Genomic DNA, 13,503 nt, shown 5'->3' on the forward strand with positions numbered 1-13,503 from the left:
TGTTGTGCATGCTGACCCTGCGAGCCCGATGCGGACCGGGGTTCTGGGTAGGCTGAAAGGGTTATGACACGTAAGCAGCAAGCAGACGCACATCGTCGCGGCCGGACCGCATCCAAGGGCGGCCAGGACTCGGAACCTTTCTGGCACAAGGCCTTGCTGGCCTTGCCGCGGGGCTTGGGATCCCTGGTGCGTGGCGTGGCCGGCAAGAAGGGCGACGACTCCGCCTACCGCAAGGATGGGCTCTGCTTCGTTCTGGTCATCCTGGCCGTGCTCTTCTGTGCCAGCGAGTGGTTCCGAGTCGACGGCTTCCTGGGGCGTGGACTGCATGTCTTGGCTGCGGGCGTTCTGGGACGATGCAGCATCATCCTGCCGGTGGTCCTGCTTTTTGCAGCTTTCCGGCTGGTCTGCTACACCGGGCGCGAGGCGGGCAACCTGCCTGTGGTGGGCGGCCTCTTGGTGGTGCTCTGGTCGGTCTGTTCCATTCTGGACGTGCTTATGGCCTCGGACTATCGCGGCTTCGATATGACGGCCATTATTGATTCAGGCGGACTTCTTGGGTTCGCCTTGGGTTCGCCCCTGGCCTGGGGGCTGTCCAAGGTCTTTGCGGTCATCATCTTCGTCCTTGTGGCCATTTTCGGCCTCTTCATCACCTTTAGATTCCACATGAGCGACTTTGTGGCTTCGATGCAGGGCAAGAGGACTCATGCTTCCAGTTCGGCGCAGACTGCCCCCAACGAGGTCAGGCTGGGGGATGACACCCTGCCTCTGGCACCAGGCGTGCCCACCCATCAGGAGCCGGAGCAGGAGGAAGCTCAGAACTCCGGTAGGAGCGGGGTGGTCGGCTGGTTCAGTCGGTTGCTGCATGGCCGCATCGGCAAGGACACGGATACCCGCCTTGAGCGTTATGAGGCTGACGAGCCCTTTTCCCAGGCGGCTTCTCTGGAGGGAGCTGGCCAAGGTGATCAGTCGCAAGCGTCCACGCAGGCCTTGCCTGAGGTGGAGGCTCCGGCTACGGCAGCCCTCATGGATGCCAGAGAGCAGGAGCATCCCAGGGTTGACCCGGCCGCCTTGTCCGGAGTAGGGGCTTCGGATCCATGGGCCGCTGCCGCTGCTGCAGCCGACACCGTGCAGATGGAGGCCCAGCCCGCTCCTGGAGCAGGTGCCGCCGCCAATGGTCAGGCTGCAGATCAGACGACTGGAGCCCAGGGTGCCGGTGCGTCAGACTCCTCTGGTGACCGTCAGGTGGACGAGAGCCGTCCCTATGTGCTGCCCAGCACGGACCTGCTGGTCAAGGGCAAGCCCCACGCAGTCAGAACCTCGGCCAATGATGCGGTGATTAAAGCCCTGCAATCAACCTTCCAGCAGTTTGACGTGGATGCCAAGGTGGTGGGCTTCCTGCGCGGCCCCTCGGTCACCCAGTACGAGGTGGAGCTGGGGCCGGGAGTCAAGGTGGAGAAGGTCACCAACCTTCAGCGCAACATTGCCTACGCGGTGGCCAGTTCGGATGTGCGCATCCTTTCGCCCATCCCCGGCAAGTCGGCCATCGGCATCGAAATCCCCAATGTGGACCGCGAGATTGTCCACCTGGGCGACGTGCTGCGCTCCGACAAGGCCAAGCAGGACGACAACCCCATGATGACCGCCGTGGGCAAGGACGTGGAAGGCCATTATGTGACCGCTGACCTGACCAAGATGCCCCACTTGTTGGTGGCAGGTGCTACGGGTTCGGGCAAGTCCAGCTTCATCAACTCCATGCTGGTCTCGCTGATCATGCGGGCCACCCCGGATCAGGTTCGTCTGATCATGGTGGATCCCAAGCGCGTGGAGCTGAGCGCCTACGCCGGCATTCCCCACCTGCTCACGCCCATCATCACCGAGCCCAAGAAGGCCGCCCAGGCCCTGGAGTGGGTGGTCAAGGAGATGGACGCCCGCTATGACGATCTGCAGTTCTTCGGATTTCGGCACATCAAGGACTTCAACAAGGCCGTGCTGGAGGGCAAGGTTCATGCTCCGGCCGGCTCCAATCGCAAGGTGGCCCCTTACCCCTACCTGGTCGTGGTGGTCGACGAGATGGCCGATCTGATGATGGTGGCCAAGAACGATGTGGAGAGCTCCATCCAGCGGATCACCCAGCTGGCACGTGCCGCCGGCGTCCACCTGGTACTGGCCACCCAGAGGCCCTCGGTGGATGTGGTCACCGGTCTGATCAAGGCCAACATCCCATCCAGATTGGCATTCGCCACATCGTCTTCCACTGATTCCAGGGTCATCCTGGATGCCACTGGCGCTGAGACCCTGATCGGTCAGGGCGATGCCCTCTTCCTGCCCATGGGTCAGGCCAAGCCCACCCGTGTCCAGGGGGCATGGGTTTCCGAGTCCGAGATCCGCAAGGCAGTGGATTATGTGCGCACCCAGCGCAAGCCACACTACCGTGAGGACATCGAGCAGATGGCTGACAAGGCCGACCATAAGAACGAGATCCAGGAGGAGATCGGCGACGACATGGACGAGCTGCTCCAGGCGGCCGAGCTGGTGGTGACCACCCAGTTCGGATCCACCTCCATGCTCCAGCGCAAGCTGCGTGTGGGCTTCGCCAGGGCAGGAAGGCTGATGGACCTGCTGGAGTCGAGGGGAATCGTAGGGCCATCGGAGGGTTCCAAGGCCCGCGAGGTGCTCATTCAGCCGCCGCAGCTGCAGCAGGCTCTGGCCTTCATCCGCGGCGATGCCTCCTCCATGGACCCTGTCCCGGATCAGGGCTCAGCCTCCGCGGATGGGCAAGCGCAGGGCTGAACATCGGTCCAAAAAGCTTGGCTTGGTCTACCGTTATGATGACATTGCCGCCCGGCATGTATTGTTGGACGGCCCGAGCGCACGAGAATCGCGTATAAGGAGTGGCAATGCAGGAGCATGCCGAGTCAGAGACCGGTCGTGAGAGGCGCAGGCTTCTCGAAGGATGGAACTCACCCCCAAACCTGGTCACCTACACCCGTATCCTCCTGGTCCTGGTCTTTATCGCCTTGGATCTGATGGCCGGTCCCTGGGGCGAGCGCAGGCCTGGCATGCGGTGGACCGCCGCCGTGCTCTTCATCCTCGCCGCTTCGACCGACAAGCTGGACGGATGGCTGGCCCGCCGGTACAACCAAGTGACCGAGCTGGGCAAGCTCATGGACCCTATCGCCGACAAGCTGCTGATCTGCTCGGCACTCATTGTTGCATCCGTCTTCGGCGAGCTCTGGTGGTGGGTCACCCTGCTCTTCCTGGTGAGGGAACTGGGCATCACCCTGCTGCGGGTCCTGGTCATCAACAAGCAGGGACGGGTCATCGCGGCCTCCCGGGCTGGCAAGTACAAGACCCTGTTTGAGTGCATCGGCCTGGGCATGCTCATGGTGCCCCTGTCTCCGGTCTGGCCCTGGTACCTGGTGACCGCCCGCGTGGTCATACTGGTGGCCTTGGCCCTCTGCCTATACTCAGGTGCGGAATACCTGATAGGGATGCGGCAATGATCGGCAAAAGCGTGCAGGGCCGTTGCGACGACCTGGCTGGACGGATCATCGACACCTGCCGTGATTCGGGCCTGCTGCTGGCGGCCGCTGAATCGCTGACCGGAGGACTGCTGGCTGATGCCTTTGTCAGAGTTCCCGGCGCATCAGACGTCTTTCTCGGGTCGGCCGTCACTTACGACATAGCTGCCAAGGCCGCCATCCTCAAGGTGGATCAGGATCTGCTGGCCACTCAGGGCGCAGTCCATCCGCGGGTCGCCCAGGAGATGGCTGAAGGCACTGCCAGGCTCTACACCAGGCCGGGGCACGAGGATACGGTCATCGGCATGGCCACTACCGGTGTAGCCGGGCCAGGCCCGGACGGTGATGATCCGGCCGGACTGGTCTACATTGGTCTGGCTCTGCCCGTACGAGTGACAGGGAGACGCTCAGAGACCGGCCTCCAGGCTCATGCCTACCGTACCTATGCCTATGAGCTGCATCTGGACGGGGACCGCGAACAGGTGCGCCGGGGTACGGTCATGCGGATTCTCGACCAGTTGGATCGGGCTCTGTACTCGAGGGTCTGACTGTAGCCTTGCAGACTGAGGCAAAGTGGCGGCTGTATATATTCTTGCCCCTTTTCTTTTATTTATGTGATCTTGGTCACAAAATGGGTCTCTCGGGTTCCTCCCCTGGAATAATCCACCGGCTCGACTGTTGGTCACTGTGTAAATCGTTGAACAAGATATATGGCGAAAGGGGCTGCTATGGCCAGCACCGAGACCGTGATGACTCGAACAAACGATATGTATGATGTCAAGCCGGCCGCACCCGGAGTGGAGCGCAATGCGCGGGTTCGTGATCTGACGCCTGCTCAGCGTCGCGCCGTCGTCTTCGCTCAGCAGCAGGTAATCCGGGCCAAGGCCGCTAAGAAGGCCAAGGAGGAGCGCCAGGCCAACCTGAACAAGATGTGGATGGAGGAAGACGGCGTGGAGTCCAGCCGTCAGCGTGCAGCATCCACCAGCGACGGCCGGGCCATCACCCATACTGTCTCCCTGCGTGAGGCCTTGGGCCACGTGCTGCGTGAGCTGAGGACCAATGATCATAAGACCTTGCGCGAGGTCAGTGAAAAGGCTGGTGTGTCCTTGGGCTATCTGTCCGAGGTGGAGCGTGGCCAGAAGGAAGCTAGCTCCGAACTGTTGAGCTCAATCGCCGACGCGTTGGGCCTGGGTGTGCCGCAGACTCTGCGGATGGTGGCCGACTACCTGGAGTCGACTCAGGAGTAAATATAATCGGTCCAGCTGGTTGGCTCGGCGGACCATTCTGGAGGGCGTCCGGTTCCTAGGAACCAGGCGCCCTCTTCTGCTGACGGTCTGCTGCCAACGGTTTTTGTCGATTGGTCTCTGCCCATGGTTGTCGATTGGCGGTTGTCGGTTAATTCCATGAGTTGGTTGCTGTCGAATGGTTGCCGTTGCAGAAAGGTTGTGACAGGGTGGGTCTTGGACGAAAGGTGATGCCGAGTGCGTGAGCGGGAGTTCTGGCAGCTGCTGGAGGAGGTCTTCGGCCGGGTCTACGGACGCAGTCTGGCTCGCGACCAAAGGCTGACCGACTTGGATGATATGACCGTGGTGGAGGCCCTGGATGCGGGTGTGGAGCCACGCGTGGTCTGGAACGTGCTCTGCGATCAGATGGAGATTCCCGATTCCAGGCGTTGGGGGAGGGACCACAATGCGCCGCCCATGCCTGCAGCCTGATGCATGTTGTATTCTCCGCGGATTTACCGCTCGTTTCAGGCAATTTTCGAACATTTGTTCGCATGGTCGGGTATACTGATGCCCATGGTCCGGTGACCACCGACACGTTCGACCACATTGGGCGCCGGGACCGCAGACGGGTTCCGACGACGATAGGCTGTCAATCGTGAGGTCGTCAATCAGGATGTCGGCATCGTGAGGTCGGTTACGAAGAAGGAGAGCCATATGGCACGTCAGAGCAGCAGTGGCAAGGTGAAGAAGGAAGAGGAGGGTAGGATTGACCCCCGTCGTCAGGCAGCCTTGAACACGGCCCTCGCGCAAGTGGAGAAAAGCTTCGGCAAAGGTTCGGCCATGCGTCTGGGCGACAAGCCTGCTCAGGACGTGGAGGTCATTCCCACAGGGTCCCTGGCTTTGGATATGGCTTTGGGCATTGGCGGTCTGCCCCGCGGTCGCATCGTCGAGATCTATGGTCCGGAGTCCTCAGGCAAGACCACCCTGGCCCTGCATGCGGTGGCCAATGCGCAAGCTGGCGGGGGCGTTGCCGCTTTCATTGATGCCGAGCACGCTCTGGATCCAGAGTATGCCAAGAAGCTGGGCGTGGACACGGACAACCTGATCGTCTCCCAACCGGACAATGGCGAGCAGGCGCTGGAGATCGCCGACATGCTGATCCGGTCGGGCACCTTGGATGTCATCGTCATTGACTCGGTGGCCGCCCTGGTGCCCAAGGCCGAGATCGAGGGTGACATGGGAGACAGCCACGTGGGTCTGCAGGCCCGCCTGATGAGCCAGGCCCTGCGCAAGATGACCGGTGCCCTGTCCCAGGCCAACACCACGGCCATCTTCATCAATCAGCTCAGGGAGAAGATCGGTGTCTTCTTCGGCAGCCCGGAGACGACCACCGGCGGCAAGGCCCTGAAGTTCTATGCCTCGGTACGCCTAGACATCCGCCGTATTCAGACCCTGAAGAACGGCGACGAGGCGGTAGGCAACCGCACCAAGGTCAAGGTCGTCAAGAACAAGATGGCCCCGCCCTTTAAGGTGGCCGAATTCGACATCCTCTATGGGGAGGGCATCTCTAAGGAGGGCTCGGTTCTGGATATGGCCCTGCAGACCAGCATCATCAAGAAGTCGGGCTCTTGGTTCACTTACGAGGGCGATCAGCTTGGTCAGGGAAGGGAGAACGTTCGCCAGTTCCTCAAGGACAATCCCGGTCTGACTAAGGAGATTGAAAATAAGGTCAAGGTTGCCTTCGGACTTATTCCCAACCCCTCTGAGGACGATAAGGCCGATCGGACTGATTCTGACCACGGCAGCAAGGAAGACGACTCGGCTCCTGCCGGTGGCAACAACACTGTGCCCACTGCCCAGGCTGCATGACCCGATGATCTCAGCTGAGGACTTCCTCAAGGACAATCCGGCCCGTCTGGCGCAGACTGAGGGCTCTGCCGACTCCGACGAGGGGTCGAGGGATTCCTGGTCGGATCGGTTCCAGACAGACTCTGCTGGTTTGGCGGGTCCAGCAGGTTCAGTCACAGTCATTGATCCTGCTTCTGACTCACGGGCTGCCTCAGACTCTCTGCACGCCTCGAGCCCCCTGTCTGTCGCAGAAGCACGCCCTGCTTTTGCCCAGGAGGATGACCGCCGCTCAATGCAGGCCCATGCCTTGGGTCTGGGGCATGGTGCTCGGTTCGGAGGAAGTCTGGAAGATGTCGATGCTTCTGCCAGTACTGATATCAGTGCCAAATCCTTAACGGGGCACCATTCCCGAAGGTGTCGTTCCGCCCAAGGCTCCGGTAGAAGCAACCACCGCCGTGGTCGTCGCCTACGAGCTGGAGGCTTTGGCGGCGGTTCTGCGCCTGCAATCCAACGAGCAGATGCCGATGACACGGATGCTTGCCGAGAGGCTGCTCTGACCCTGCTTGATGCGGCGGCCCGTTCAAGCGGGGCTCTGGCCCGTCGTCTGGTCGACAAAGGGTTTGATGCGAAGGTGGTCGATCAGGTGATCGACCGGCTGATCAGGCTGGGTCTTGTGAATGATCTGGCCTATGCCCAGGACCTGCTGCGCATCTGTCTGCGTCGAACCATGGGGGAGCGGGGCGTGCTCTCGGAAATGACCCGCAAGGGTCTGGATCCAGGACTGGCTGCACAGGTGGTGGCCCAGGCCTCCCGTGAGGGGCTCTTCGTCGACTCCGCCTATGAGCTTGGTCGCAAGGTGGCCCGAAAGACAGCCGGACTTGACCTCAAGGTGCGCAAACGGCGATTCTGGAGTGCTGGATCCCGCAAGGGCCACAGTCCTGGCCTCCTTAGCCAGGTCGCAGCAGATCTTTTTGTCTCTGACGATCCTCTCGATTGAGTTGATTGTTGCCAAGACGCTGCGGACACTGCAATATAAAAGGAAAATGAGACCTCTCATATACCCCGGGTTCTGTCGTCGGCCGGATCGGAATCCTGCTGACGGATGGCCATCCATCTCGACCTGACGTTGCCGCCAGGCTCTAGCGGCCTACCCGAAGGCGGGACGAGCAGCCCCTGAATGCCTTCTGCTTGGCCTTGCTCCCGATGAGGCTTGCCATGCGGTCGGCGTTACCGTCGACCCGGTGGTCTCTTACACCGCCGTTTCACCCTTGCTCGCCTTGACAAGACGAGCGGTCTGTTCTCTGTTGCGCTATCTCTCAGGTCGCCCTGGGCGGACGTTGTCCGCCATCGTGCTCTGCGGAGCCCGGAAGTTCCTCAGCCCTTCCTGGGAGAAGGGGCCGCGGCCATCCGAGAGGTCTCGGGGATACAGCATAGCGGAACTGAGCGACTGAACCAGCAGCCATAGCTCCGCTGTGGCCTCAAGCTCAATCAGTGAGTCAGCCTCGCTCTTCGGATACAATCGGAAGCACAGTCGATGGTGACCAAGTCTGCCATCGCACCAGCGGTTCGTCCGCTCACAAGTGCAAGGAGATTCCCATGGAGATCGTCATTACCGGTCGACATACCCAAATCAAGCAGCGGTTCCGTGATGTCGTGGACAGCAAGATGAACAGGGTGACGGCCATCGCCCCCGATGCACAGCGCATCCAGGTCGTTCTGACACATGAAGGCAATCCCCGCCAGGCTGACAGTGCCAAAAGGGTGGAGCTGACCGTCCAGGCCGGCAAGACCGTGATCCGCGCCGAGGCCTCCAGCGCCGATGAGTTCAGCGCATTGGACATGGCCTTGGACAAGCTGACCCAGCGTCTTCGTCGAGTCCGCGATCGTCGTAAGAACCACCGCCGTGGCCTGGAGCATCCGCCTGTGCCCGTCGATCTGCCCGTGGATGATCATTCAGGCGATCAGGGGGATCAGAGTCGCGAGCCTAACCCGGACAACAGCGCCCAGACCGCCGTAGCATCGGACCTGGAGCCTGGCCAGTCGGTCGAGGTGCAGGTGGGGGATACCCCTATCGTCATCCGCCGCAAGCTACACATCGCCGAACCCATGAGCATTGATGAGGCACTTTACGAGATGGAACTGATAGGCCACGACTTCTTCCTCTTCGTCAACAAGGAGACCAACCGACCATCGGTGGTCTACCGGCGGCACGGATGGAGCTACGGCGTCTTCGAGATCGATACTCCTGAGCATGTAGGCCGGAAGCAGTAACAAAAAACAAATATTTATTGTGGGGCGATTCCTTGGTGTTATGTTCGACTGACCTCCGGGGAATCGCCCTTCTTCAATGCCTGATTCGCTGGCAATGTCGCGGCTTTGCGGACCTGGAAACGGCGGGGGTTGGGTCCTCTCTTCGGCGTTTATTGGTGCTGGTCCAAGTGGAGCTTTGATCGGTATGGTGCTGCTCGGCTGGGTTGGTAGAACAATCGGTTTCGAGAAAATCGGTGCATTCGCGTAAGATAATCAAGGTCTAGGCCTACGTCAGCTGAGGGCGTGCGAAGGCCATAAAAGAACGGTAGGGAGCGCAACGTGGTAGCAGTCTTGGACAAGGTCCTCCGTATGGGCGAGGGTCGTCAGATTCGCAAGCTTCAGGGGGTGGCCAAGGCGACCAACGCCTTCGAGGATCAGATCTCGGCCATGAGCGATGAAGAGCTCAAGGCGCAGACGCCTAAGTTCAAGCAGCGACTGGAGAACGGCGAATCCCTCGATTCCCTGATGCCCGAAGCCTTCGCCACGGTCCGCGAAGTTTCCAAGCGTACGCTGGGCCAGCGGCATTTTGATGTCCAGCTGATGGGCGGCGCAGCCCTGCACTGGGGCAATATTGCCGAGATGAAGACTGGCGAGGGCAAGACCTTGGTGGCCACCCTGCCCAGCTATCTGAATGCCCTGGAGGGCAAGGGCGTGCACGTGGTCACGGTCAATGACTACCTGGCCTCCTACCAGAGCGAGCTCATGGGGCGTATCTTCCGCTTCTTGGGCATGAGCGTGGGATGCATCATCACCGACCAGCGTCCCGCCGAGCGTCGCAAGCAGTACCAGGCGGATATCACCTACGGTACTAACAACGAATTCGGCTTCGACTACCTGCGCGACAACATGGCATGGGACAAGGACGAGCTGGTTCAGCGCGGACATCACTTCGCCATCGTGGACGAGGTGGACTCCATCCTGATTGACGAGGCACGAACTCCTCTGATTATTTCCGGACCGGCCGAGGGCGACGTGACCCGATGGTATCGGCAGTTCGCCAAGCTGGTCCCTAAGCTCACCAGGGATGAGGACTACGAAGTTGACGAGAAGAAGAAGGTCGTCGGCATCCTGGATCCCGGCATCACTAAGGTGGAGGACTATCTGGGCATCGACAACCTCTACGAGCCCGCCAACACTGCCCTGATCGGGTACCTGAACAACGCCATCAAGGCCAAGGAGCTCTTCCTGCGCGACCGCGACTATGTGGTCCAGAACGGCGAAGTTCTGATCGTAGACGAGCACACCGGCCGTCTGCTTAAGGGACGTCGCTACAACGAGGGTCTCCACCAGGCCATCGAGGCCAAGGAGGGTGTGGAGGTCAAGGCCGAGAACCAGACCTTCGCCACTATCACTCTGCAGAACTATTTCCGCATGTATGACAAGCTGGCGGGCATGACCGGAACGGCCGAGACCGAGGCTGCCGAGTTCATGAACACCTACAAGCTGGGCGTGCTGCCCATCCCCACCAACAAGCCCATGATCCGCAAGGACCAGGACGATATGATTTACCGCTCCAAGAAAGAGAAGCTGGCCGCCATCGTCAGGGATGTGGCTAAGCGTCATGCCAAGGGTCAGCCCATCCTGCTGGGCACCGCATCCGTGGAGTCCTCCGAGGTGGTCTCCTCCCTGCTGGACGTGGCTGGCATCGACCATCAGGTCCTCAATGCCAAGCAGCATGCGCGCGAAGCAGCGGTGGTGGCCGTGGCTGGGCGCAAGGGCGCAGTGACTGTAGCTACGAATATGGCCGGGCGCGGCACCGATATCATGCTGGGAGGGAACGTTGAATTCCTAGCCGATCAGAAGCTCAAGGAGCAGGGCTATTCGCCCGATGACACTCCCGAGGAGTACGAGAAGCGCTGGCCCGAGATGCTGGATTCCGTCAAGAAACAGGTCAAGGACGAGCATGAGGAGGTTGTCAAGCTGGGTGGCCTCTATGTGCTGGGAACTGAGCGGCACGAGTCCCGCCGCATCGACAACCAGCTGCGGGGCCGTTCCGGTCGTCAGGGCGATCCTGGCGAGTCCAGGTTCTACCTGAGCCTGGAGGACGATCTGATGCGCCTCTTCAATACCGGGCTGGTGGCTCGTCTCATGTCCAAGAACTTACCTGAGGGTAAGCCCGTCGTCCAAAGGAGCGTCTCCAAGGGCGTGCGTAACGCACAGAAGTCCGTCGAATCCCGCAACTACGAGATCCGCAAGAACGTGCTCAAGTACGACGACGTGATGAACAAGCAACGCCAAGTCATCTATGGCGAGCGTCAGGCTGTGCTCAAGGGCGAGGACATTCACCAGGACATTCTTCGCTTCATCCGAGAGACCGTGACATCGTACATCCGAGGTGTGCAGAATGGCTCGGACAAGCCTCAGGATTGGGATGCGGATGGGCTCTGGAAGGCTCTGGCCTCCGTCTATCCGATCAGTCTTGACCAGGATGAGACCATGGACTCCCTGGAAGGCCTGAAGGGCGACAAGGCCATCAAGGCCCTGGCTGACAAGGTCATGGAGGATGCCGAATCCATCTACCAGGACCGGGAGGACGAGCTGGGAGAAAAGGGTTCCAGGCAGCTGGAGCGTCAGGTCGTCCTCTCCGTCCTGGACAGCAAGTGGCGTGAGCACCTCTACGAGATGGACTACCTTAAGGATGGCATCGGTCTGCGCGGCATGGGTCAGCGTGACCCCTTGGTCGAGTACCAGCGCGAGGGCTACCAAATGTACAATTCCATGATTGATGCCATCAAGGAGCAGACTGTACAGCTGCTCTTCAACGTGGATCTCAAGCAGATCGCGGCCAGCCAGGAGAACGAGCGGCGGGCCCGTGAGGAGCGTGAGGACAGCCAGTCCGAGCCGGTCAGCTACCAGGCGCCTGAGGAGCCCGATGCTGAGGACGAGACTACAGACATCGACGAAACGGCCCAGGAGCTTGATGATGAAGCTCCGGCGGGCAGTGTCCAGGAGGATTCCGGCGAGGATGCTGCTGACGCAGAAGAGAGCTTGAGCGAGTCCTCAGAGGATCGCGGAGCTGCTGACAATGCAGCTGCTCCGGCCCCTGTCGGTCCTGCGCCAATCAGCCATGCCGAGGGGAAGGTTCCAGCCAACAAGCGACCCAAGGCCGAAGAGGACCACTCTCCCTGGGCTGATGGCCGCACCTTCCCCGGAACTCCACGCAACGCCCCCTGTCCCTGCGGTTCTGGACGCAAGTACAAGATGTGCCACGGACAGAACGAGAAGAAGTAACGAGTTCGCGTAATCGTAAAGCGCCTAAAGGCTAGCCAGGGGGGTTCGACAGCTGGGCTTGCAAATAAGGTGCCGATCTCATCGACGGTCATCGCTCACAAGAGCGGTGGCCGTTTCCATATATTGGATTCCTAATTTTCATATGTTGGTAACCAAGTGACCGGAATATGGGATAACCATGTCTAGGAGAGAGGCGGGAAAGTAAACCTAGAGCAAACAGCGGGGCATCCGGCTCCGCTTCATCAAAGGAAAGAGTCATCATGCGGCCACTCAGCTGGAAATCCGTTCTGAACTCCTTGGTGTCCGGTCGACACCTGAGCGCGGATGAGGCCGAGTGGTGCATGAACGACCTGATGGACGGAAATGCCGACCCGGTGCAGGTGGGAGCCGCACTGTCCATGCAGTCGACCCTTGGGCTGACCAGCCAGGAGGTCGAGGGGGCAGCCAAAGCCATGGTTGGCCACGCGGTTCCGCTGAAGGTCAAAGGTAATGTGACTGATATCGTTGGCACCGGGGGTGACGGGGCTGCAACAGTCAACCTGTCGACCATGGGTGCCATCGTGGCTGCCGCAGCCGGGGTCAGAATCGTCAAGCACGGCAACAGGGCCGCATCCAGCAAGAGCGGTACAGCCGACTGTCTGGAGCAGCTTGGCCTTCCCTTGGATCTGCCGCCTCAGGAGGTGGCTGCCATGGCTGAGCGCTACGGCATCACCTTCGTCTTTGCCAAGACATTTCACCCTGCCATGCGTTTTGCCGGGCCTGTCCGCTCGTCTCTGGGGATTCCGACCGTTTTCAACCTTCTGGGACCCCTGACCAACCCGGTCAACCCGCGCTATGTGGCCATCGGATGCGCCCAGCGTCAGCTAAGTCCCATGATGGCCCAGGTCTATGCCTCACGCGGCCAGGAGGGCATGGTCTACACCTCGGTTGAAGGCCTTGACGAGATGGCTCCGACAGGTCCGGTTTCCATATGGGAGATCCACCAGGGCAAGGTGAAGGAAAGCTCCTTCGATCCGACTCGTGAACTGGGCATCGACCCTGTTGATCTGAACGATCTGCGCGGCGGCGACCCCGCTTTCAACGCCAGCGTCGTCAGGGATTTCCTTGCTGGAAAGGCTGTTCCCTCCCGTTCCACGGCATTGCTCAATGCGGCATCGGCAATCGTGGCCGACGGCTCGCAGATCGATGCTGGTCCAGAAGATGATCTGAGCGTCCGATTTGCGCAGGCCTATCAGCTGGCTACGGAGGTTGTGGACCAGGGCAGGGCTGCAGACCTGCTTGCAGCTTGGATCCATGGAGCCCGGGAAGCGCAGTCGCGTTGCCGGAAAGAGGACCGGACGCATAGTACGGTCTTAGTATAGGTTCGC

At 60.6% G+C, this 13,503-nt stretch carries 10 protein-coding genes and 1 other RNA gene; 10 read left to right on the forward strand and 1 reads right to left on the reverse strand.

The genetic code is table 11. From position 1 onward, the window contains the following. Positions 1 to 63: 63 nt before the first annotated feature. The 7 genes from DKK75_RS02750 (at position 64) to DKK75_RS02780 (ending at position 7,592) form a co-directional block, all read left to right on the forward strand. Positions 64 to 2,790 (forward strand): FtsK/SpoIIIE family DNA translocase, encoded by a 2,727-nt coding sequence (locus DKK75_RS02750; protein ID WP_110451936.1) that lies wholly within the window; start codon positions 64 to 66, stop codon positions 2,788 to 2,790. Between the two features lie 107 nt (positions 2,791 to 2,897). After that, positions 2,898 to 3,503: a CDP-diacylglycerol--glycerol-3-phosphate 3-phosphatidyltransferase gene (pgsA, locus tag DKK75_RS02755; RefSeq protein ID WP_110451937.1), complete on the forward strand. Its 606-nt coding sequence runs from the start codon at positions 2,898 to 2,900 to the stop codon at positions 3,501 to 3,503. Next, entirely contained in the window at positions 3,500 to 4,069 is a 570-nt protein-coding gene (locus DKK75_RS02760; RefSeq protein WP_110451938.1) for a CinA family protein, read from the forward strand. Before pgsA ends, DKK75_RS02760 begins: the two co-directional genes overlap by 4 nt. 180 nt (positions 4,070 to 4,249) lie before the next feature. Further along, positions 4,250 to 4,768 (forward strand): helix-turn-helix domain-containing protein, encoded by a 519-nt coding sequence (locus DKK75_RS02765; protein ID WP_375314989.1) that lies wholly within the window; start codon positions 4,250 to 4,252, stop codon positions 4,766 to 4,768. A 234-nt stretch (positions 4,769 to 5,002) separates the two neighbouring features. Beyond that, positions 5,003 to 5,236 (forward strand): DUF3046 domain-containing protein, encoded by a 234-nt coding sequence (locus DKK75_RS02770; RefSeq protein WP_110451939.1) that lies wholly within the window; start codon positions 5,003 to 5,005, stop codon positions 5,234 to 5,236. Positions 5,237 to 5,461: 225 nt separating this feature from the next. Beyond that, positions 5,462 to 6,616: a recombinase RecA gene (gene recA, locus DKK75_RS02775; protein WP_110451940.1), complete on the forward strand. Its 1,155-nt coding sequence runs from the start codon at positions 5,462 to 5,464 to the stop codon at positions 6,614 to 6,616. Positions 6,617 to 6,620: 4 nt separating this feature from the next. Further along, complete coding sequence (locus DKK75_RS02780) at positions 6,621 to 7,592, forward strand: regulatory protein RecX (RefSeq protein ID WP_258333128.1); 972 nt, start codon at positions 6,621 to 6,623, stop codon at positions 7,590 to 7,592. A gap of 44 nt (positions 7,593 to 7,636) precedes the next feature. Here the strand turns inward: DKK75_RS02780 and rnpB are convergent. Beyond that, positions 7,637 to 8,014: RNase P RNA component class A (gene rnpB / locus DKK75_RS02785), an RNA gene on the reverse strand. 177 nt (positions 8,015 to 8,191) lie between these two features. Between rnpB and hpf the strand changes: the two genes are divergently transcribed. The 3 genes from hpf (at position 8,192) to trpD (ending at position 13,497) form a co-directional block, all read left to right on the forward strand. Continuing rightward, positions 8,192 to 8,866 (forward strand): ribosome hibernation-promoting factor, HPF/YfiA family, encoded by a 675-nt coding sequence (hpf, locus tag DKK75_RS02790; protein WP_110451941.1) that lies wholly within the window; start codon positions 8,192 to 8,194, stop codon positions 8,864 to 8,866. 318 nt (positions 8,867 to 9,184) lie between these two features. Next, entirely contained in the window at positions 9,185 to 12,136 is a 2,952-nt protein-coding gene (secA, locus tag DKK75_RS02795) for a preprotein translocase subunit SecA (protein WP_110451942.1), read from the forward strand. A gap of 260 nt (positions 12,137 to 12,396) precedes the next feature. Beyond that, on the forward strand, positions 12,397 to 13,497 hold the full coding sequence (trpD, locus tag DKK75_RS02800; protein ID WP_110451943.1) for an anthranilate phosphoribosyltransferase: 1,101 nt from the start codon (positions 12,397 to 12,399) through the stop codon (positions 13,495 to 13,497). Positions 13,498 to 13,503: the final 6 nt, after the last annotated feature.

This window comes from Bifidobacterium asteroides (assembly GCF_003202695.1).
In the GTDB taxonomy this organism is placed as follows: domain Bacteria; phylum Actinomycetota; class Actinomycetes; order Actinomycetales; family Bifidobacteriaceae; genus Bombiscardovia; species Bombiscardovia asteroides_G.